Source organism: Fusicatenibacter faecihominis, assembly GCF_020686945.1.
In the GTDB taxonomy this organism is placed as follows: Bacteria; Bacillota; Clostridia; order Lachnospirales; family Lachnospiraceae; genus Limivivens; species Limivivens faecihominis.
Genome location: NZ_JAJEPR010000025.1, coordinates 1 through 20,840, shown reverse-complemented (window position 1 = coordinate 20,840; position 20,840 = coordinate 1). Strand labels below are relative to the sequence as shown.

Annotated in this window: 16 protein-coding genes; 3 read left to right on the top strand and 13 right to left on the bottom strand. The window is 50.1% G+C overall.

The features are described from left to right. Positions 1-149: 149 nt before the first annotated feature. Entirely contained in the window at positions 150-2,180 is a 2,031-nt protein-coding gene (locus LKD71_RS12900) for a glycoside hydrolase family 31 protein (protein ID WP_227615735.1), read from the bottom strand. Between the two features lie 367 nt (positions 2,181-2,547). Here LKD71_RS12900 and LKD71_RS12895 point away from each other — a divergent pair, with 367 nt between their 5' ends. After that, positions 2,548-3,447, top strand: coding sequence for an AraC family transcriptional regulator (locus tag LKD71_RS12895; protein ID WP_227615734.1), 900 nt, complete (start codon positions 2,548-2,550; stop codon positions 3,445-3,447). 286 nt (positions 3,448-3,733) lie between these two features. Here the strand turns inward: LKD71_RS12895 and LKD71_RS12890 are convergent, their stop codons facing one another. Beyond that, positions 3,734-5,128, bottom strand: coding sequence for an MATE family efflux transporter (locus LKD71_RS12890; RefSeq protein ID WP_227615732.1), 1,395 nt, complete (start codon positions 5,126-5,128; stop codon positions 3,734-3,736). A 178-nt stretch (positions 5,129-5,306) separates the two neighbouring features. Here LKD71_RS12890 and LKD71_RS12885 point away from each other — a divergent pair, with 178 nt between their 5' ends. After that, complete coding sequence (locus LKD71_RS12885) at positions 5,307-7,100, top strand: flavin reductase (protein ID WP_227615730.1); 1,794 nt, start codon at positions 5,307-5,309, stop codon at positions 7,098-7,100. A gap of 60 nt (positions 7,101-7,160) precedes the next feature. On the opposite strand, the gene LKD71_RS12880 is transcribed toward LKD71_RS12885, so the two are convergent. The 7 genes from LKD71_RS12880 to LKD71_RS12850 form a co-directional block, all read right to left on the bottom strand. Beyond that, positions 7,161-10,079, bottom strand: a complete 2,919-nt coding sequence (locus tag LKD71_RS12880; protein WP_227615727.1) for a hypothetical protein — start codon at positions 10,077-10,079, stop codon at positions 7,161-7,163. Between the two features lie 34 nt (positions 10,080-10,113). Then, a complete protein-coding gene (locus LKD71_RS12875; protein WP_227615725.1) occupies positions 10,114-10,683 on the bottom strand; it encodes a Ger(x)C family spore germination protein in 570 nt (189 codons plus the stop codon). Continuing rightward, positions 10,680-11,816, bottom strand: coding sequence for a GerAB/ArcD/ProY family transporter (locus LKD71_RS12870; RefSeq protein WP_227615723.1), 1,137 nt, complete (start codon positions 11,814-11,816; stop codon positions 10,680-10,682). Before LKD71_RS12870 ends, LKD71_RS12875 begins: the two co-directional genes overlap by 4 nt. Positions 11,817-11,818: 2 nt before the next feature. Then, a complete protein-coding gene (locus tag LKD71_RS12865; RefSeq protein ID WP_227615719.1) occupies positions 11,819-13,300 on the bottom strand; it encodes a spore germination protein in 1,482 nt (493 codons plus the stop codon). 93 nt (positions 13,301-13,393) lie between these two features. Beyond that, positions 13,394-14,086 carry a GntR family transcriptional regulator gene (locus tag LKD71_RS12860; protein WP_178045287.1) on the bottom strand — a complete coding sequence of 231 codons (693 nt, stop codon included), beginning with the start codon at positions 14,084-14,086 and terminating at the stop codon, positions 13,394-13,396. A gap of 51 nt (positions 14,087-14,137) precedes the next feature. After that, on the bottom strand, positions 14,138-15,019 hold the full coding sequence (ispE, locus tag LKD71_RS12855; protein ID WP_227615717.1) for a 4-(cytidine 5'-diphospho)-2-C-methyl-D-erythritol kinase: 882 nt from the start codon (positions 15,017-15,019) through the stop codon (positions 14,138-14,140). 242 nt (positions 15,020-15,261) lie between these two features. Continuing rightward, positions 15,262-16,194, bottom strand: coding sequence for an LCP family protein (locus LKD71_RS12850; protein WP_227615715.1), 933 nt, complete (start codon positions 16,192-16,194; stop codon positions 15,262-15,264). Between the two features lie 108 nt (positions 16,195-16,302). On the opposite strand from LKD71_RS12850, the gene LKD71_RS12845 reads away from it, so the two are divergent. Further along, positions 16,303-16,869: a thymidine kinase gene (locus tag LKD71_RS12845; RefSeq protein WP_178045290.1), complete on the top strand. Its 567-nt coding sequence runs from the start codon at positions 16,303-16,305 to the stop codon at positions 16,867-16,869. A gap of 100 nt (positions 16,870-16,969) precedes the next feature. Here LKD71_RS12845 and LKD71_RS12840 read toward each other — a convergent pair whose 3' ends face one another. From LKD71_RS12840 to spoVT, 4 genes are all read right to left on the bottom strand, one after another. Further along, positions 16,970-18,205, bottom strand: coding sequence for a L,D-transpeptidase family protein (locus tag LKD71_RS12840; RefSeq protein WP_227615714.1), 1,236 nt, complete (start codon positions 18,203-18,205; stop codon positions 16,970-16,972). 107 nt (positions 18,206-18,312) lie between these two features. Further along, positions 18,313-18,705, bottom strand: a complete 393-nt coding sequence (locus tag LKD71_RS12835; RefSeq protein ID WP_227615713.1) for a pyridoxamine 5'-phosphate oxidase family protein — start codon at positions 18,703-18,705, stop codon at positions 18,313-18,315. 84 nt (positions 18,706-18,789) lie between these two features. Then, positions 18,790-19,653: a sugar phosphate isomerase/epimerase family protein gene (locus tag LKD71_RS12830; protein WP_227615712.1), complete on the bottom strand. Its 864-nt coding sequence runs from the start codon at positions 19,651-19,653 to the stop codon at positions 18,790-18,792. A gap of 166 nt (positions 19,654-19,819) precedes the next feature. Continuing rightward, on the bottom strand, positions 19,820-20,368 hold the full coding sequence (gene spoVT / locus LKD71_RS12825; protein WP_227615711.1) for a stage V sporulation protein T: 549 nt from the start codon (positions 20,366-20,368) through the stop codon (positions 19,820-19,822). Positions 20,369-20,840 lie beyond the last annotated feature (472 nt).

Genomic DNA, 20,840 nt, shown 5'->3' with positions numbered 1-20,840 from the left:
TAATGGTTAGTTTTACACAACCATTATGCTTAACATGGATGGAAAAGGGCGTAAACGGTTCTTATTTGTCATTTCTTATCAATAAGGAGCAAAAAAGCGTTCCACAAAGCCATTTTCACAGCCCTGCGGAACGCTTAAAAAATCATTCCTTATTTCGTTTTCTTAAATACCGGCATGGAATCCAGCGGAGCGTCAGCGAGAATCGTCTGACCGCCCTCATAAACCTTTCCGTCTCTGGTATCGGTCCAGCGGCTTCCCTCGGGAAGGTAAACCTCTCTCTCAAACTGATTCAGATGGAAGATCGGCGCTACCAGATACTCGTTTCCAAACATGTACTGATCCTGAAGCTCCCAGCACTTCTTATCCTCCGGGAACTCGTAGAACATCGTACGGATCAGCGGAGAACCGTTCTCGGAAGCTTCCTTATAAAGATCACGGATGTAATCGTGCATGGAGATCCGGATGTCATAATATTTCTTCATGATCCGGTAATTCTCCTCGCCGTAGCTCCAGAGCTCGTTGGGCTGGCCGGTGTGGAGGTATCCGCCGCCCCAGTCGCGGTCATCCAGGGCCGGAATGTTGTAGGGGCCTCTATCGCCGTGCATACGAAGAACTGCGGAGTAAACGGCAAACTCATACCAGCGAATCAGAAGCTGCTGGAAATCCGGATCGTTCACATCGTCGGTCATGAAGCCGCCGATATCGGTGGTCCACCATGGGATTCCCGCAAGGCCCATGTTCAGGCCTGCCTGAAGCTGATCGTAGAAAGCCTCAAAGGTGCTGGGCACATCGCCGGACCAGACCACATTTCCGTATTTCTGGCTTCCGGCCCAGGCGCAGCGAAGCAGGTTTACGACAGTTCCGTCGCCTAAGTTTTTCATCTCATCATAGAAGACACGGCTGTAGAGCTGCGGGTAAATGTTGCTGCAGGAGAGAGCCGGTCCTTCTGCATAGCGGTAATTGTCAAAATCGTAAACGCCGTAATCCGGTTCGGAGTTATCCAGCCAGAAAGCGTCGATGCCAAGATCGTAGTAGTTCTTCTTGCAGACCTCCCAGACATATTTCCGGGTCTCGGGATTGAAAACGTCGATCTCCACGCAGTCGCCCTGATAATCGTAGGTCTGGTCAGCGCCGCGCTCGGTGCGGATCAGAAGGCCTCTGTCCATCATGGGCTGGAAATTCTCACTTCTGCGGTCCACGGAAGGCCATACGGAAACGATGACTTTGATTCCCATGGAATGAAGCTCGTCCACCATAGCCTTGGGGTCCGGCCAGTAGGTCTTGTCGAATTTCCAGTCGCCCTGCACGGTCCAGTGGAAGAAATCGATGACGATCTGATCAATCTTGATACCTTCCTTCTGGTACTGTCTTGCCACGGAGAGCACTTCCTCCTGGGTGCGGTAACGGAGCTTACACTGCCACAGGCCCATCCGGTCCTCCGGGAACATCGGTGCGCGTCCGGTAACGGCCGTATAATTTTCCACGATCTGCTTCGGTCCGTCCGCAACGGTCAGCCAGTAGTCCATCTGTTTCGTGGAACGGGCGGTCCACTCGGTATAGTTCTTTCCGAAGGTGGCCTCGCCGATGGCCGGGTTGTTCCAGAGTATACCATAACCAAGGCTCGATACGGCAAAGGGAACGGAAATCTGGGAGTTTCTCTGGGCCAGCTCCAGCACACAGCCCTTGAGATCCATGTAGGGCTGCTGATACTGTCCCATTCCGAAGATCTTCTCGCCATCGTTGCTCTCGAATTTTACATTCAGCTGATACTCGCTGCCGCCGATGACACCCTTCCACTCACGGTTTACAACCTTCAGGCAGCGGCTCTCTTTACAGAGGGTTCCATCGTAAAAACGGAAATACTCGCGAAGGAACTGCTTGCCGTCACGATAATAGGTGATGATTCCGCGGAAGTTTACCACTGCCTTGATGCGGCCATTAGTGATGGACGCAATCTCTTTTTTATCGATGGTGCCGTCACCAACCCAGTGGTCCTCCTCGCCGATCTCAACGACTGCCTGACATTTTTCCGGTGTCTCTATAAGCGCCCAGTCCTGATCGGTAAATTTTGAAAATCTCGTTGCCCGCACACGGAGGGAATCTTTTCCCCAGGGCTCAATACGCAGTATCTCACCGCCCAGACGGGCAGTCAGAATGCCATTTTCTCCACAAAACTGCATAGTGTCCTCCTTTTCCTCCGGAAAGCCTTCCGGAACACTTTCATTTTCCTGATAGTTGTATTATACTAATCCCAGAATGAAAATACTTGACGTTTTTTCACTATTTCTAACACAGATTTGACATAATAGTTCAGAGCATCAGCAAAATGAAAAATCAGACTATGCAAATTTGTTTGCAATAGGATGGATTTTCATTTTGGGATGGGCGGAACGCCCATCAGCCTCAGACAAAAGCTACGAATGCAGCGAGAGCACATGCAATGTGCGGGGTGCTGAGTCCCAGTGGGACTCGTTTAGCACCGACCGAAGCAGCGCGTAGACCTGTGGCCTGTTGCTTTGAACGACCTGAATAATTAAGGAGGCTTCCATGAAAACACCGGACATCAGCACAATCCACGAAACCGTCCTCCACGGCGACATGCGCTTTCATCTCATGGTCCACGAATTTGCCTCAGACCCTTCCCGCTCGGAGCGCGTGACTTCCCACTGGCACGAAGAATATGAGCTGCTTTTTCTCACGGAAGGAAACGGAACTGCCCACGTCAACGGCCGGGCACTCCCGATTTCTGCCGGCGATATCCTGTTTTTCAATTCCGGCGAAGTCCACTCCATCTCTGCCCCTCCCGGCGTTCCCCTGACCTTCTACGCCGTGGTCTTCGGTCTGGATCTCATCAGCAGCTACGGAAACGACGACATCCAGCAGAAATACATCCACCGGCAAACCTCCGGCGAGTTACTTTTTCAGACGGTCTTTCACCCGAAAAGCCCAGGGACAGAACCGCTCCGCCAGAGTTTAGAGGCCATCCGCTCCCTTTACCAGGAGGATTTTTCCTCCCATGAGCTCCTCATCAAGGCGGAACTTCTCCGGATCTGGCACTATCTCTGCCGCTATCCCGCGACACAAGCCTTCTCGGTTTATCCCAAAGATGACTCAAAAATCCTCCTCACGAAAAAAATCCTCCGGTTCATTCAGGAGCATTATAGCTCCATTCTGACGCTCGAAGGACTTTCCGCCGCCTTTCACATGAGCGAAGGGCAGTTCTGCCGTTTTTTCAAATCCCAGGTCCACATGACCCTTATCGAATACATCAATTACTACCGCATCGGCGCGGCCTGCGACCAGCTTCTCTCCGGCTCCGAGCCCGTAAGCTCCATCGCCACCGGCTGCGGCTACAGCAATATCAGCTATTTCAACCGCATGTTCCGAAAATACATGCACTGCACCCCGAAAGAGTACCGGAAAACTCACAGCGAGACTCCGTTGTAAAAACGAATCCGGAAGGTCGTGCCCTTCCCCGCCTCGATGGTCCTGTTCTGCTGTAGAAAAAGCTGACACGCCATGGAAAGACCAATGCCAGACCCGCTGCTGCTGACCGCCGGAAAGCTGACTCGGAAGGTTATCGCGCCGGTCCATGAGGCCCATCTCCGCCACCGCCTTGTCAAGCCGCTCCTGATCCTTCGGGTGGCCGTCCAAAAGGTGCGGCAACATGATATTTTCATCCACAGCCAGCACCGGAATTTTGTCACCTTCTCTTGGGAAAACCAAACATTTTTCAGGCTGCAGCCCCTTTGCTTTGGAGGCCTTCGTGTACTTTTTTTCTCACAAACCCAAAACAGATCACCTGCATCAGGATCGTTAAAAGCCAGGATACCGGATAGGAAATAAACAGGATATCCAGGGACCGATGCTGAGGGAAGATCAGGAAGATCCAGACCACCCGGGTTCCCACGGTTCCCAGCACGGAGAGTATCATGGGCACGGCGGAATGACCCATGCCCCGGAGCGCTCCCGGGAAGAGATCCATGAGGCCGCAGAGGAAATAGGTCAGCGTCGTAAAGGACAGAATCTCCATACCGCTTCGCACGACTTCCTCGTTATCCGTATAAATTTTCAGAATCTCCGGGCCAAAGCCATAGAACGCGCCGCCGATCACCAGCGCCACGCCCGTCGTCAGGATCATGCAGTCGATAAGCACCCGATCCATCCGCTTCCATTTTCCCACGCCGTAATTCTGGCTCGTGAAGCTCATGCAGGCCTGGGTGATGGAGTTCACCGACGCATAGAGAAAGCCCAGCAGGTTGTTGGCCGCCGTGTAACCCGCCATAGCGATGGAGCCGAAGGAGTTTACCGAGGACTGGAGCAGCACATTGGAAAAATTGATGACCGTACTCTGGATTCCCGCCGGAACCCCGACCTGAAAGATCTGCTTTAAATAAACGCCCTTCATCGTAAGCTTCGAGAGACGAAGCTGATAGCTGCTCTCCGCCCGGTAAAGACAGATCAGCACCAGCACGCAGGAGACCATCTGGGAAATCACCGTGGCGATACCGACACCGGCCACGCCCATATGGAAAACGACTACCAGAAACAGATTCAGCCCGGCATTCAGCACACCGGAAATAATCAGGAAAAACAACGGCCTTTTCGTATCTCCTACTGCCCGGAGCACCGCGGCTCCGTAGTTATAGAGCATGAAAAACGGCATGCCCACGAAGTAAATCTTCATATATAAAGTGGAAAGATCGATGACATCATCCGGCGTATCCATAAGCTCCAAAGCTCCCCTGGAAAAAAAGAGCCCCACGAAGACCATGAGAATTCCGCTTAATAATGCCAGCATGATCGAAGTATGAACGGTCTCCGAGACTTCCTGATCCCGCCCCGCCGCATAAAACCTTGCCGTCAGCACGCTGGTTCCCAGCGATACACCGATGAACAGGTTTGTAAACATGCTGATGAGGGCCGTCGTGGACCCGACAGCCGCCAGCGCCTCGCTCCCCGAAAACCGTCCCACCACGATGATATCCACCGCATTGAACATCAGCTGCAGGATTCCGGACAGCATCAAAGGCAGAGAAAACGAGATCAGTTTGTCCATGATCGATCCGCTGCACATGTCGATTTCATATTTACTTTTCTTCACTTCTATTTTCCTCCCAAAGGGCATAAACGCCCTGTATCTGGAAACTATTATAACAGTTTCTGCCAAAAGTGGCAATGGGCGCCCTTATTGGAAATTTTTTCCCATTTATTATTGACTTTCTTGCGTCTTGTGATATAATAAAGTCATTGAAGATAATAATAGTTACTGTTATGAAAATTATTTTAAGAAGAGAGGTTCCATCATGAAAATAACCGATGATATTCTTTATGTAGGCGTCAACGATCACAAGGTAGACCTATTTGAGGGACAGTATGTGGTTCCCAACGGCATGGCTTACAACTCCTATGTGATCAAGGATGAAAAGATCGCCGTTATGGACACCGTAGATGCCAATTTCACCCATGAGTGGCTGGACAACATCGCTACCGTTCTGAATGGAGCGAAACCCGATTACCTCATCGTTCAGCACATGGAGCCGGACCATTCCGCAAACATCCACAACTTCATGAAGGTTTATCCGGACACCACGATCGTGGCTAATGCCAAGACCTTCGGCATGATGGAGAACTTCTTCCGCGATATGCCCCTCGAAGGCAGAAAACTGGAGGTACAGAACGGCGGCACCCTTTCTCTTGGAAAGCACACGCTGACCTTCGTTTTCGCTCCCATGGTACACTGGCCCGAGGTTATGGTGACTTACGACAGCACCGACAAAGTCCTCTTCGCAGCCGACGGTTTCGGTAAATTCGGAGCCCTGGACGTTGACGAACCCTGGGATGACGAAGCCCGCCGCTATTTCATCGGTATCGTTGGAAAATACGGCATGCAGGTTCAGAAGCTCCTGAAAGTTGCCGCTACTCTCGATATCCAGACCATCTGCTCCCTGCACGGTCCCGTTCTGAAAGAAAATCTGGGCCATTACATTGAGAAATACGATATCTGGTCTTCCTACTCCGTTGAGGAAGAGGGCGTCATGATCGCCTACACCTCCGTTTACGGAAATACCAAAAAAGCCGTTGAGCTCCTGGCGGAGAAGCTCCGTGACAAGGGATGTCCGAAAGTTGTTGTCTATGATCTCGCCAGATGCGATATGTCCCAGGCTGTTGCCGACGCTTTCCGCTATGGCAAGCTGATTCTGGCTACCACCACCTACAACGCAGAGATCTATCCCTTCATGCGTACCTTTATCGAGCATCTCACCGAGCGTAACTACCAGAACCGTACGATCGGTCTCATTGAGAACGGAAGCTGGGCTCCTCTGGCTGCCAAGATTATGAAGGGTATGTTCGAGAAGAGCAAAAAGATCACCTGGCTGGACACCACCGTCCGGATTCTCTCCTCCTTAAGCGCTGAGAACAAAGACGAGCTGGAAGCAATGGCAAACGAGCTCTGCGAAGAGTATATCGCCCGCTCCGGTGAGGTGGAGAAAAAAGTAGATCCCACGGCGCTCTTCCGCATCGGCTACGGCCTCTATGTCGTTACCTCCAACGACGGCAAGAAGGACAACGGTCTCATCGTCAACACCGTGATCCAGCTCACCGATCAGCCGAATCGCGTGGCTGTCAACATCAACAAGGAAAACTATTCCCACCATGTCATCAAGCAGACCGGTGTCATGAACGTCAACTGCCTCTCCGTGGAAGCTCCCTTCCAGGTATTCGAGAACTTCGGCTTCCAGAGCGGCCGTCAGGCAGACAAATTCGCCGGCTGGGAGACTCCGCGTTCTGAGAACGGACTGGTGATCCTTCCGAAATACATCAACGCTTTCATGTCCCTGAAAGTCGAGCAGTATGTGGATCTCGGCACCCACGGCATGTTCATCTGCTCCGTTGCCGAGGCCAGAGTCATCAACAAGAAAGACACGATGACCTACACCTACTACCAGGAAAATGTAAAGCCGAAGCCCCAGACTGAAGGCAAAAAAGGCTTTGTCTGCACCGTATGCGGCTACATCTACGAAGGCGATGTACTCCCGGATGATTTCATCTGCCCGCTCTGCAAACACGGCGTGGCGGACTTCGTACCGATTGAGTAAATAAAAAACGATTCCCCGGCAGGAAGTGCGATTCGCTTCCTGCCGGGGATTTTTTATGCCTTATGATGTTGTCGTTGTATTCGGAAACGGCCTGCCCGGAACGGTGTCCGGCGCATCATTCTCATCTCCAAAAAGCATTTTCATAACCCAGCGGAAATCCGACTGCTCTTTCACTTCGGTATGGATACTCCAGCCGCCGTTTCCATTGTCTCCCTGACAGAGAAGGTGAAACAGCGGTTCGATCAGTTCCTCATTTTCCATATAGGTAGGATATTCACTGTAAAGCTCCATATCATTCAGCGTAGACGGGAAGCCCAGGACAGAAAATCCATAATCGAGGGCAATTCTCACCGAGATATCCTCATTGAAAAAGATCTTATCTTCTGTATACATCCGGAACTCTCCGTCTCCCTGGAGCACCGTTTTCCGCCATTTTTCCTCTCCTTCTCTCTGGAGAACGGAGTAAGCGATGCCGCTGCTTCCGCCGTCGCTCTTGCACACACTCATGCAGGGCCGGAAGGCTCCGTCTTTTGTATACTCGTAAAAATCATAGCCCAGATAAAAACCATTTGCAAACAGAGCATTCGAATAGCTCTCTGTATACAGATAGGTCGTTCCGTCGATTTCCGTGATTCCTGCTGCGAGCCACTCTCCCGTAAGGCCGGAATAGCTGCCTAAGGCCTGTCTTCCCGCCAGGAAAATTTCTCCGTTTTCATCCATCGAATAGAGTTCCGCAATCAGCCTGTTTTCTCCTTCCAGAATGATCCTGCGTCCTTCCTGATTTCCCAGGGCATCGCCCTCCATCGGATCTCCATCCCAGTGACCGAAGCGGAATACCAGAAGATCCTCCACCTCGTCTCCGTTCAGATCTTTAATCGCCGCATCCAGGATTCCATCTCTCCGATCCCAGTTTTCATTCTGATAACCGTTCTGATACTCCAGGAAAATCGAATTTTCCCCGATGTTTGCATATCCATATTCCGGAAGCAGTTTCTCATGGATAAATTCATAGTAATCCGTGAAATTCACCAGCGGAAGAAGCGTTACCTCCGGAGCCGCCAGCGGCCGCTTGGAATACTGGTAGATTTTGTCCACTTCCATAAGCGACGGATAGAGCAGCATGTCATAAGAATAATTGGAATCGCTGTTTGCCACCGTATTGGGAAGGAGACCGTAGCTCCTGGGGATCTTGTCCAGCGTTTTCGTATCCTCCGCCCTCCTAAGCTGCGTCAGCAGCTGTGTGAGCAGAGCTGTGGTCTTTTTCAACTTCTCCTCCGTCGCCTGATAAGCCTCGGAGTTCGCGAAATCGGAGCTCTCCATGGATTTGAGCCCCGCCTCCTGCATGAGGGCACAGGCTTTCAAATAATTGGCTGCCAGATAACCGCACTCTTTCAGCGCTTCATAGCCATCCAGTCCATCCTGGAGGGCGATTCCCTGGTAGCTCCAGACCAGTTCATTCCAGGCATCGCTCTCATAATACATGCCATAAGTAGCAAACTGCATGGCCTCCGGTTCCTCCACCTTCGGCAGAAAACTCTGATTTTCCTCAAAAACGCTCCAAAGCATCTTTGTCATCGTCGGTACCAGAGAGTAGCCCGTTCCCAGCGCATCCAGTGCAAAATCCGGGATCAGTTTATTGTATGCATTGGACGTCACCTCTGACATACTGAATGCTATCTGACTCTTCAGGAGCGCGTATTGTGTATCCAAAGCCGATCTGGCGGTCTCCGGCATCAGAGAATGTTCTTTGGAAGCCGATATGTAACGGTCCATGGCTTCCATCATCTGTTGATCCATATTTTTCGTCTGGTCCAGAATCTCAAATCCGGAGAGGATAAAATAGGCGGCTGTAGTCATGGTGCCCAGCGTCTCTGAACCATCTGAGAGAGTATCGGAAAGCTTTTTATAACTCTCATTCGTTTTCTCAAATTCCTCGATAGAATCCTTGAAAACATTGAAATATTTGCCATCCCAGGTCCAGTTGTTGATAAGCTCCGCCAGCTGTTCCGGACTGTTGACCAGATGTTCCTTCACATCATCCGCATAAACCGAGATAATCGGAAGAATGGAGCCTGCCAGGTTATCGGAAAGCTCTGCGATAGAATCGCTCTGTTCCTCCATCGGCTGCTGCATGGCTGTCAGAAACTTCCGCATAAATTTTCCATCATACCAGGAGCCCGTCTCCTTCCACTCCGTATCGAAAAAGGTGTTGGAAAGTTTTACGATATTATTGTAAAAATCCGTAAAGGGCTGTGTTCCCCAGCTCAGAATCGTGTCCAGATCCAGTGTCACCGTACCGTACAGGCTGTCCGCCACCACCGCCGAAGCCGCCAGCTTAAACTGATCCATACTCGTGAAACCGAAATCCTTCGCAAAACTGAACATCCAGTTCTGGCCGTTGTTCTCCTTAAAAAGATCCGCCAGCGCGTCCAGGAGCGTATACGCCGGATCACCCACCACCAGAAGATCTTCCTTCGGCTTATAGGTCTCCTCCAACGTTATCGAAAGCGGAAGAACCTGGCAACCCAGATAATAGAGCAGGTCCTTTGCCGGAACCCAGAGCTGTTTCTTCCAGAGAACCGCCTCCGTGGACATCGAAAAAAAGCCCTCGCAGCCGCTGATCTTATAAGCTGTGACATCCGAGCCCGCATGGAAAGCCATCCTCCGGTTATAGAGCCAGATTTCCCCGGACCGATCCTCCTGATCAAAGGTATAAGAATAATTCGGAAAGATTCCAAAAAAGGCCTCTGGATTTACCAGAACCGTATCCTTCTCCTGGTCATAAAGGACCGGCAACTTCACCGGATCGTGATATTTCGTCGGGTACAGCGTCCGGATATAGCCCGGCCGGTAACGGACCTGCGTTATATTTTCGGAGCTCTCAGCCGGTTCTGAGGCCTGCACTCCCAGTCCTCCAAAGCTTCCGCAAAGCACCAGGCCGGCACACAGCAAACTCAAAAATTTTTTCATTCGTTTCATAACCCACTCCCTTTCTTTAGTAAACTGTTATGATCTATTGTAAATCTCTTTTTGGGAATGAGCAAGGGGATTTTATTATCAGAACACCCTCCGGAATCAGGTTATCTTCCTGCCAGCTCAATACAGGTAAGCTTAACTCCTCTCCGCTTCCGGTCCGCCAGTTCCAGAGGTCCAGAAGCGTTACAGGTACCAGTTCACCACTCTCCTCCCCTGCCGTATGGTTCTTATAATAGGCTGCCAGCTCCAGGCCCAGTTTTTCTTTCTTTTCATCCGCTCTCCGGAGTGTCTCCTCGTCCCCCGTAAAAACCAGGAGATTCCAGGCAAATTCCGGGCGGGAGAGCAGCGTCTCCAGCACGTTGTCCAGCTGCTCCGGATTCTGCGTCAGAGTTGTATCAAGGATCACCGCCTTGGTATGGCTGTAATCCAGCGTACAGGTGCTCGTTCTCTGGCGCTCTGCCAGCAGGCTTTCCGTATCACCATCCGGGACCGTCAGCACCGACACAAAATCCCGGGCTTCCAGCTCCTGGGCGGAGCAGCCGGAGAGAGTCAGCAGAATCCAGCACGCGACAAACCCCGCTGCTCCCAGATGCCTTCTATCATTCAATCCCCTGATTTTCTCTGTCCGCTTTTCTGTTCTTTTCCACACGAAACCGCACCCTTCCTTTCTGTTTTTCTCCCAATACACCGTACCATCACCAGAAACGCCACGCTCACCGGAACCGCCACAAAGCTGTTCCAGATCACATAAATCTTTGCCGCCTTTCCGTTTTCCCCGCACCAGAGAGCAACGAGAAACACCAGCACAGCCAGACCGCCCCAGAGAAGTTTTTTCCCCACTTTTGGAAAAAGCAGCTTTCCAATCAGTCCCAGGTAAAAAAGCGAGCTTCCCGCACTCACCAGAAGCATCGTCTCCAGAAGCCCCGCAAAAATCACATCCCAGCGCTCCAGAAAGCCTCCCGGAACCCTGGCGCTGCTCATAAACGACACCGCAGGCCAGGGAAGAAGCGCCATTCCCCGCTCGCCAAAAGCAGCTGCCACCAGAAGAAACAGGGCTGCAAGAGCGGCCGCCGCCCTCCATAACCCTTTCCTTGCCAGTCCTTTTTCCTGTCCGCTCACATAAGGCGCCAGAAACACATAAAAGCTTAACCCTCCAAAAACACTGAATATCTTCAAAAGCTGCCCCAAAGCCTCCTGATATTCACCAAACACCAGACCCGCCTCGCTGATCCCGGGCTGCTGATGAAAGGCACTGAGCAGCATCAGAAGCAGAATCGGGAAAAAAAGCAGCGGATAGAGCACTTCCGCCGTCCTGGCCCGGACTTCCGCGCCGCCATAGGCCATGCAGACACCAGCCGCCAGCACCATAATCATAAGAACTCCTTTTTTCTCCCCCGGCAGGATAAAAGCCTGTCCTACACTTCCAAAGGTATTCAGAAGATACACCAGATTCCAGAAGGCATAGAGAAAAAAGAAAACGAGAAAAATTTTTACTGTTTTTTCTCCCATTTTCTGCTCCGCGTAAGCTTTAAAGTTCCCGCCGCAGTCTCTTCCTATCCGCTCCACCAGTCTCCCGTAGGCGAACACCAGCAGAAAAACGATGAGCAGGCAGCTGATAAATTCCCGGCTGGTCAGCCCTTCCGCAAGAGCCGGAAGAAGCAGGGCTCCTTTTCCGAAAAAATCCAGCGTCAAAAGGCAGCGAAGCTGTCGCGGCGAAATCTTTCCATTTTCTGAGAACACCCTCACTCCCCCTTTCCGGTCCGCACCCGCCGGCCGGCTCTGGCAAACACCGGCCGCCGCTTAAGGAAAATCAATGGAAAGCGGAGCAGACTGTCTTTCCGGTCCGCTCCCCGGTTGAGCTCCCAGGCGGAATAGGGCGCCAGGTAGGAAACGCCGAAGCTTTTCAGATTCGCCAGATGAATCAGCAGAAAGACCAGACCCAGGAAAAAGCCCATAATCCCTAAGCCTGCACAGAGAAAAAGCATGGCGTATTTTACCAGACGAATGCCTTCGGAAAGTTCCTCTGAAGGGATCGCAAAATCTCCCAGAGCCGTCAGTGCCACAATGACCACCACCATCGGACTCACCAGATTGGCGCTCACGGCTGCCTGGCCGATAATCAGCCCGCCCACAATTCCGATCGTGTTTCCCACTGGCCCCGGCATCCGAAGCCCCGCCTCCCGCAGAAGCTCAAAGGCCAGCTCCAGAATCAGCACTTCCAGCACACTGGGAAAGGGCACTCCCTCCCTGGCTTTTTTCAGCGCCAGAATCAGGTTCGTCGGAAGGATTCCCGGATGAAGCGTCGTCACCGCCACATAAAGCCCCGGCAGAGCCAGCGCCAGAAAAGCCGCCGCATACCGGATCAGCCTTAAAAATGAAACGATTGCAAAATGCCGGTAAGCGTCGTCGCTCGTCTGAAAAAGCGTATTCAGCGTGGTCGGCAGAATCAGGGCCTCCGGAGAATTATCCGTCACCACCACCACTCTGCCATTCAGAAGAGCCTGGGCTGCCCGGTCTGGCCGCTCCGTCACCTGATACTGCGGAAAAGGCGAGTACCAGACATCTGCCGTCAGCTGCTCCAGCACACCGGAATCCAGCACACCGTCCCGATGGATTCCGGCCATCTTTTTTTCAATAGCCTTTAAAAATGGCGGATAGACCAGATCCTCCATATAAAGGAGAGCCGCCATCGTATGAGAACTCTCCCCCAGCGGCGTCTCTTTTACCTTCAGCCCGGTATTCCGAATCCGTTTTCTTATGAGAGCCGTGTTCGTTTTTTCCGATTCCGAGAAAGCCTCTCTGGAGCCCCTGAGAACCTTCTCCGACTCCGCCTTCTGCACGCCGTTTCCCGGATAGCCTTTGCTTCCGATTTTCAGTGCGAAATCCAGACCGTCCGCAAAAAGCACGGCATTTCCCGCCAGCATGGCTGCAAAAGCCGCCTCCATATCCCAAAGTTTTCCCGTATCCGAAAGTCCCATGCCATCTTTTTCCAGAGTCTCGTAAAGCTCTGCCTGCTCCATGGAGCGAAGCCCGTTCAAAAACCTTCCGATCACCGAATCCTCCAGCATGAGATTGCTCACAGCCGTCTCAATGTAAATCAGAAAACAGGCAGTTTCCCTGTCTTTTCCCAGCATTATGGGCCGAAGCAGTATATCGTCACAGCCCCGGAGCCGCTCCTCCACAATTCGCTGATTTTCCGAAATCTCCTTTGATAAATGTTCCATCGTTTCCCTCCCTGAACAAAATGAAAAAGGATAGGCTATCCACCTATCCTTCTTATGTTTACTTTATCCAGTTATGGGAAAATCATACATTATTTAGAGTTCTTCGTCCTCTTCCTTCTCCGTCAGGCTCTCCAGAATGGAGCGCTTTTGATTGTCGATATGGACACGGATCGCAGCTCCGGCTTTGACTTTATCATGCTTTTTCAGAGCCCGGCGGATTGCATCGTGCTCCTCAATGAGGGTCTTGTGAGTCCGCTCATCCTTGAGATACTCCATGCGGTAACGATACATCTGCTCGCTTAAATTGTTCAGCATCTGAATGAGACGCCGATTGTTGGTGGCGCTGAGGATCACATCATGAAAATGCATGTCCGCATCCGCACAGGTGACGAGATCTTTGCCCTCCAGCAGCGCTTTTTTAAACTCATTGGAAGCCTTCTTAAGCTCGGAAAGCTGGGCATCTGTGATGTGATCGCAGGCATCCTTCACAGCCAGCTCCTCCAGAGCGGTCCGGACCTCCAGCACATCCTCCATATCCTGACGGGTGATCTCGGCAACCTCCGCTCCCTTTCTCGGGATCATCAGTACCAGTCCCTCCAGCTCCAGTTTCCGGATTGCCTCACGGACCGGTGTCCGGCTCACGCCCAGCTTATTGGCCAGCTGAATCTCCATCAGTCTCTCTCCCGGTTTCAGTTCCCCTTTTAAAATCGCCTGCCGTAAGGTGTTGAACACCACATCTCGCAAAGGCAGGTACTCATCCATACGGATTTCAAGCTTGTCCGCCATAGTTGTATCTCCTCCGTTCTTTTATCGTCTGTGCATTCGGCCGCAAATCTCTTATCTTCCGGATTTCCGGTTATTGAAAAAGGTCGTCAGATACACCTGCTTCGCCAGCTCTCCGCCGTAAAGGTTCTCATAGACCGCTTTGGCCTTCTCTCTGTCGTCAAAAAGGCCAAACACGGTCGGGCCGCTGCCGCTCATGCAGGCGTTCAGAGCGCCGCCTTTTTTCATGACATCCTTGATCTCCTCGATTACCGGATAAGCCGGAATCGTCACGGTCTCCAGCACATTTCCACAAAGCTCCGCCACTTTTTTCAGATCACCGGATCGAATCGCCTGAATCTGGCCGTCAATATCCGGGTGGCTCTCCAGCTCATTTGCCTTCAGATTCGTGTATACAAACTTCGTGGAAACATGGATTCCCGGTTTCGCAATCAGCACATAACCAGCCGGTGCCGGCGGCAGATGCGTCAGTTTCTCACCGATCCCCTCTGCAAGAGCCGTTCCTCTGAGTATACAGTATGGAACGTCTGCGCCGATCTTCACGCCCCGCTCCATCAGCTCCTTCTGGGAAAGATTCAGATGAAAGAGGCGGTTCACACCCACCATGACAGCAGCCGCATCTGAGCTTCCGCCCGCCATTCCGGCTGCCACCGGGATGAATTTCCGAAGCCCGATATTCAGGCCCTTCTTTACATCAAACTCATCCATCAGAAGCTTCGCAGCCTTGTATACCAGGTTGTCCTCATTGGTCGGCAGATAATTCAAATTGGTGCTCACCCGAATCCCCGGCGCCTCCGTGGGTTCCAGTTCGATCTGGTCATACATGCGGATCGTCTGCATAATCATCCGCACCTCATGATATCCATCCTCTCTCTTCCTCACCACATCCAGGCCGAGATTGATCTTTGCCATTGCTTTCAACCGAATCTTCTTCATCACTTGTTCCCCTTAGCTCTAAAAATCGTTTGGTACTTTGTATACAATCTGCCCATATTGTATCATTTTTTATGCAAAAGTCAATGAGATTTTATTTGCAGGTTCAGCAGTTTCACTTTGCATAAATACAGATCTTCGCTCCCCCATCTACGCTCTGCAAGATCCTGACCTATTGTACCAGGGTTCAGCCTCTCAACAGTAAATGTGAGGTTATTCTCCATCAATCTTCCCGCTCCTTTTCATCAAAAGTATATCATTTCCCGCAGATATTTCTGATTCTGCTCCAGATCAGGCAGCAGTACTTCCATTCCGATAGTCAGAAGCACTCTCTCCGAAGCCTCTTCCGTCGGAACAGAGCATTCTTTTATATTATTTTTATCGCAGGCCATAAGCTCCTTCACATATTTCAGAAAGTCAAGAGGTCCCAGATCCATCACCACATCGGAAAGAAGTTTGTTTGCCAGCTCCAGAACTTCTGTCGGCGTTTTCTTTTCCAGCAGCGGAAGAATTGCGTTTATACACGCTATTTTCTCCTCTACAGACTCATGCGGCGTTGTTTTCAATTCCGGGAAAAAACTCAGGATTGTATCAAAATCCATGCCCAGATTGTGGGTGATGGAAAGGCCCAAATTTTTCTCAATGGTCTGATCCAAGAGCTTCATGCCGCCGATCTGGTAAGCCGCGCCGATCTTGTTGTCCTGATAACCCGGAATCTGCACATAGAGATCTTTTTCTATGGAAATCAGAGTCAGTTTTTTCGATTCCAGGTTGAAACTGCATACCAGAATCAGATCTGCTGGCTGCCTTTTCGCACCTTTTTTCTGCGCCTGATCGATCAGAAGGAAATTGATGAGATTCTTGTTCTCAATCACCGAAAGCCTGTCACTTTCCCAGACGATATCCTTCGGATCTACAATTCTGAGCCCGGAATACTCATTTTCCGTCTCCTCCTGATTCAGCACCTGTACAGCCTCTTCTGCTCCCACCGTCTTTCTTCTGGCAATCTCGTCCAAAATATCCGGATCCACCTCCAGGGCCGCTTCCGGATCAGCCATCAGTTCCACATCATCAAGATCCAGGCGGCTGTTTTTTACTCTGGACCACCCCAGATACCCCACACCACAGACTGCTACGAGGAGCAGCAATAAAGTAACTTTAAAAATTTTCCTGATCATCTGTTACCTCTCCAATATTTTTTACAATATTATATCCCGAAAAATGTGTGATTGATAGGCTTCATCTGAAAAATGTGTTATACTATCCCAAGAAAAGGAGACAGAAAAATGGCAAAATTATATTTTCGATATGGGGCTATGGGAAGTTCCAAGACAGCGAACGCTCTGATGGTCGCATACAATTACAAAGAACGTGGGAAAAAGGTGTTGCTGGCGAAGCCCAAACTGGATACGCGGGAGGTTGGCGTCATGCACAGCCGCATCGGCCTTGAACAACCCTGTATCTATGTGGAAGATCTGGTAGAAAAATCCCTGGATGAATTAAATAAATATGACTGCATTATCGTGGATGAAGCGCAGTTCTGCAAAAAAGAAGACGTAAAATTTTTTACCCGCCTCGTGGATGATCTCGATATACCGGTGATCTGCTACGGCCTTAGAACCGATTTCCAGATGAACCTTTTTGAAGGAAGCATGTGGCTGCTGGCCTGGGCTGATAAGATTGAGGAACTGAAAACCGTCTGCTGGTGCGGCCGCGGCGCACGCTGCAATGCCCGAATCGATGCCGACGGCAATATGGTTTCTTCCGGCGAGCAGGTGGAACTCGGCGCAAATGAGCGCTACATTTCCTTATGCCGGAAACACTTCACCGAAAGAAAAACCGGTCCTGTTTAATGCCAAATAGATTTCCAGCCAAAAGTGTCCTTACACTTCTGGCTGAAAATCATTCTGCTTCTGAATAATGAAAATCTGATCTCTTTCTCAGAGATTCTTTTTATTGCGGATAAATACAGATCTTAGCCCCTTTATCCACCGTCTGCATAATTCTGATCATATTGCTCTCACTGACTGCCACACAGCCGCCCGTATAAGGATTACTTCCCGTACAATGCAGAAAGATTGCAGATCCCTTTCCAAAAATACATTCCGGATTGTAATCAATTGCCAGCACATAATTATAATGCGGAACATATGAAATCAGATGTTCACCGGAACATTCATGAGGAGTCTCCCTGACATCCACCAGAGTATTGTACCACTGCTCATCCCCACACCAGTAAAGATAGGGATTCAGTTTCGTATAAGGAAGCTTCGCTCCGGGATTGTCTTTGATACCGAACGCTTTTGTGAAACCAAATACGCCTGTAGGCGTTTTGCGGTCTCCTTCCTTCACTTTATCGATTCCATTGCCACCAACATATCCCTGACAGGAAAAATCCTCTTTCCAGCTTCCATTTTGTTTTTCATAAAGGATTACCTGTGCATTGCTTCCACCCTGATACTGTACAAAGATCAGCTGATTCACTGAACTGTCATTTTCATAAGTTTCCAAAAGCTGGTTCCATTTATCCTGTTTCAATGTTCCTACTCCTTTTTCATCAAACGTATAGGTCTTTCCATCAATTGTCTGCTCACCTTCAGCCATAACAAAGGTCTTTGGATCAAAATATCTCCTGTTTCCAGCCTCATCTGTAATCCAGCCAGAACAGGCCACACCCCTGTCCGGATCGAAATAATACCATTTTCCCCTGATCTTCTTTAAACCTTTACACATGATGCCGCTGAATGGCTGAAAATATCTTCTCTCGCCCTTCATATTTCTGACCCAGCCAGTCACCATATCTCTGGTCGTATTCCGAAAATACCGGACATTGCCGCTTTTCGCTGTCCAGGTTCCTCTTCGTGACCATCCCGTCCGGGGCTCAAAATAATACCATTTTCCGCCAACTTTGGCAAATCCCAGTTTCATGGCCCCGGTCCTGCTATCAAAATATCTTCCTGCGCCATTTGAAAGCCGGAGCCAGCCTTTCACCCTCTTTCCATTCCGGTAATAGTAGGTTTTTCCGTTTATTACCCGGAAACCATCTTTGGAAGCCAGCTTTTCCTCTGCCATTATCTCAATTTTCTCCGGCTGTTTCAACTCTGCCGCCTGACTTTGCAGTCCGTTTCTCCCCAATATGACTCCGGTGACAACAAATCCCAGGCAAATGATACTCATCCATTTCTTCATACACGTTTCTCCTTATACCCATCGGAAACCAATCTTCACGGTTATAATGCTAAAAAGTCCTGTGAAAAAACTCTGCAGCAGATTTTTTTCTGTCGCAGAGTTTTTATTTAAAACTTAATCACTTTCGGTTCATGGTTAAAAGCAGAAATTGTTGCTGTCGCATTTTTAAAATAGAAGACTTCCGTATTTCCATCATCGGCGGAATACATTTTCTTTAACCCCGGATAATCATCCAGCATGGACTGTCTGGCCTCTCTTCTGTCATCCTCAACAAGCTCTCCGGCAATCCGGATCCACTCACCGCCCTTGAAGGCACAGATCTCTGCTTTCGGATTTGCATGGAGCTGTTTGGAAACTTCTTTCACTTTTCCTGTCTGAATATAGAGTTTTCCCTCAAAAATGTGGGCAGTTCCGAAGGGACGAACTCTCGGCTGATCGCCCTCCACAGTTGCAAGATAATAAGTGTTCGCATCTTTTAAAAATTTTACAACTTCTTCCATGATGGTTTCCTCCTATTATGTCTTTACTTTTAATATAGCACCACAGGGGTAAAAAATCAAAAGCTATCTTTTCGAAGTATCTTCCTATACTTCCTGCTCAAACATCTCCGCCAGTTTTCTCGCGCTTTTGGCCAGTTCTTTCACACCCTTTAAGACTTCATCCTTCGGGTAATTTTCCAGATAATAACTGGCCTCCAGGGTAAAATAGCCCTGATAATGGATCTCTTTTAAGGCAGCGACAATCGACTGGAAATCGATAGCCATAGAAAACGGAATCTGGTGAGAATCATGAATTTTATCCGTATCGTGAATATGTAAAGCCTGCAGGTGAGGGCCAAGCGCCCGGATCATATTGACCGCGCCAGAACCGACTCCTCTCATCTCAGCGTGGCCGATATCCAGGCAGGCCACAAAAGAACTGTCATTCACAGCGTTCAGATGCTCCAAAAAGCTCTCTGAAGTCGCACAGGCTGCAAAGCAGGCCTCTTCCGTTTTCTCATTCCAGTTCCACATGTTCTCCGTGGCGATCTTCACGCCGCACTCTTTCGCAAAGGGCAGCAAATCAAAATACATCTCAGCGTTCTCCTCGGCTGATTTATCATTGTCCGGATGAATGATGCAGATTTTACCGCCAGCCTCCGCCGTACATTCGATCGCACGCTTCAAAAACGGACGCATGGGCGGAATGGAAGGAAACGGTGCATGGGACTGGTTGCATACGATGCCGTTGTCCAGGCCAATCTGCTTTAATTTTCTGGCAAACTTCAGATAATCGACGGATGCCAACGGATGATCTGACGGCACCAGGACCTTTTTTCTCCAGTCATATCCGCACATATCGAACATCGAAAAATCCCAGGCATCAAACCCTGCCTTTGCAACATACTCTACTGCTTTTTCCTCGCCTACCAGCTGGGCGGCTGAACCAATTTCTGTAGATATTTTCATAGAAAACCCTCCATTTTTCATACTTTTTAATTCTACCCTATCACAAAAACAGACTTTATACAACTATACATTTATTTAAAAGATGCCAGGGTCAAAAGGTCAAAAAGCCGTTCGTGTTTGCACGATAGGGATGAAATCCACAAAACAGATTTCATCCCTGGCTTTTTCATTGTTCCATCTGCCGTCCCAGAAAACCGGCGGCACAGCGGGTCAGTGTTTTTTCTGCTTCTCCCATGCGGCTGCGGGTATCTTTGTTCAGGAGAATCACGGCTCCGATGGCATCTCCCTCGCTTAAAATCGGACTGATGGCCTCGGAGGTGGCGCCTTCATTTTCTTCGACGGTCACTGCAATGCAGTTCTGGCGGTTCTGGCTCACCAGGAGCTGCTCCCGGTTCTGGATGAGATTCTCCAGCTGACGGCTGATAGCTTTCCCGGCGTATTCTTTTCGGTTATTTCCGGCGGCGGCCACCACCTGATCGCGGTCGGTGATGCAGACGCTATGCCCGCTGGTCGCCGCCAGAGCTTCCGCATATTCCCGGGCGAAGGCGCTGAGTTCACCGATGGGGGAGTATTTTTTCAGGATGATTTCGCCCTCGCGATCCGTGAAGATCTCGAGGGGATCGCCCTCCTTGATCCGGAGGGTGCGGCGAATTTCCTTTGGGATGACGACCCGGCCGAGGTCGTCGATTCTCCGAACGATTCCTGTAGCTTTCATATAAAAATTCCTCCTGCTTCTTACATACTTTCCATAATTTATGATGTATGGGTAGTATGTGAGAAAATGTAAAAATTATGCTTTTATTTCAAATTTTGACGCTTTGGGAAAGCGTAGGGAAAGCATTATTATTCGAGGGGGCGGCTCGAAGTCGCGAGCCCGCCTCCCCCTCGAGCTCCCCCTGCGGGCCCGCTTTAGAAAATAGGGGGCTTACGTCATACAAAAACTGCGTGAAATGACGGATGTTTAGTGTCTCATTGTGATATAGTACAGTGGATATTAAGTAACCGCCATATTGACTTGTCTGACTTTTCATCTGCTGCGTCAATATAGCAGATACTTAATTTTCACTGTAATAGTATGATGCCAGGGTCAAAAGCTCAAAAAGCCGTTCGTGCTTGCATGATAAGGCTTTTGAACTTGGGACCCGCCAAACATGAGAAAGCAGCGATTTACGCAGTAAATCAGCGGA

Excerpts from the sequence above, each read along its gene's own strand:
- LKD71_RS12860 (WP_178045287.1), bottom strand. The coding sequence starts at position 14,086 with ATGGCGGACAAGCTTGAAATCCGTATGGATGAGTACCTGCCTTTGCGA.
- LKD71_RS12845 (WP_178045290.1), top strand. The coding sequence starts at position 16,303 with ATGGCAAAATTATATTTTCGATATGGGGCTATGGGAAGTTCCAAGACA.
- ispE (WP_227615717.1), bottom strand. The coding sequence starts at position 15,019 with ATGAAGAAGATTCGGTTGAAAGCAATGGCAAAGATCAATCTCGGCCTG.
- LKD71_RS12830 (WP_227615712.1), bottom strand. The coding sequence starts at position 19,653 with ATGAAAATATCTACAGAAATTGGTTCAGCCGCCCAGCTGGTAGGCGAG.
- LKD71_RS12850 (WP_227615715.1), bottom strand. The coding sequence starts at position 16,194 with ATGATCAGGAAAATTTTTAAAGTTACTTTATTGCTGCTCCTCGTAGCA.
- LKD71_RS12885 (WP_227615730.1), top strand. The coding sequence starts at position 5,307 with ATGAAAATAACCGATGATATTCTTTATGTAGGCGTCAACGATCACAAG.
- LKD71_RS12895 (WP_227615734.1), top strand. The coding sequence starts at position 2,548 with ATGAAAACACCGGACATCAGCACAATCCACGAAACCGTCCTCCACGGC.
- LKD71_RS12865 (WP_227615719.1), bottom strand. The coding sequence starts at position 13,300 with ATGGAACATTTATCAAAGGAGATTTCGGAAAATCAGCGAATTGTGGAG.
- LKD71_RS12840 (WP_227615714.1), bottom strand. The coding sequence starts at position 18,205 with ATGAAGAAATGGATGAGTATCATTTGCCTGGGATTTGTTGTCACCGGA.
- LKD71_RS12900 (WP_227615735.1), bottom strand. The coding sequence starts at position 2,180 with ATGCAGTTTTGTGGAGAAAATGGCATTCTGACTGCCCGTCTGGGCGGT.
- LKD71_RS12890 (WP_227615732.1), bottom strand. The coding sequence starts at position 5,128 with ATGCCCTTTGGGAGGAAAATAGAAGTGAAGAAAAGTAAATATGAAATC.
- spoVT (WP_227615711.1), bottom strand. The coding sequence starts at position 20,368 with ATGAAAGCTACAGGAATCGTTCGGAGAATCGACGACCTCGGCCGGGTC.
- LKD71_RS12835 (WP_227615713.1), bottom strand. The coding sequence starts at position 18,705 with ATGGAAGAAGTTGTAAAATTTTTAAAAGATGCGAACACTTATTATCTT.
- LKD71_RS12880 (WP_227615727.1), bottom strand. The coding sequence starts at position 10,079 with ATGAAACGAATGAAAAAATTTTTGAGTTTGCTGTGTGCCGGCCTGGTG.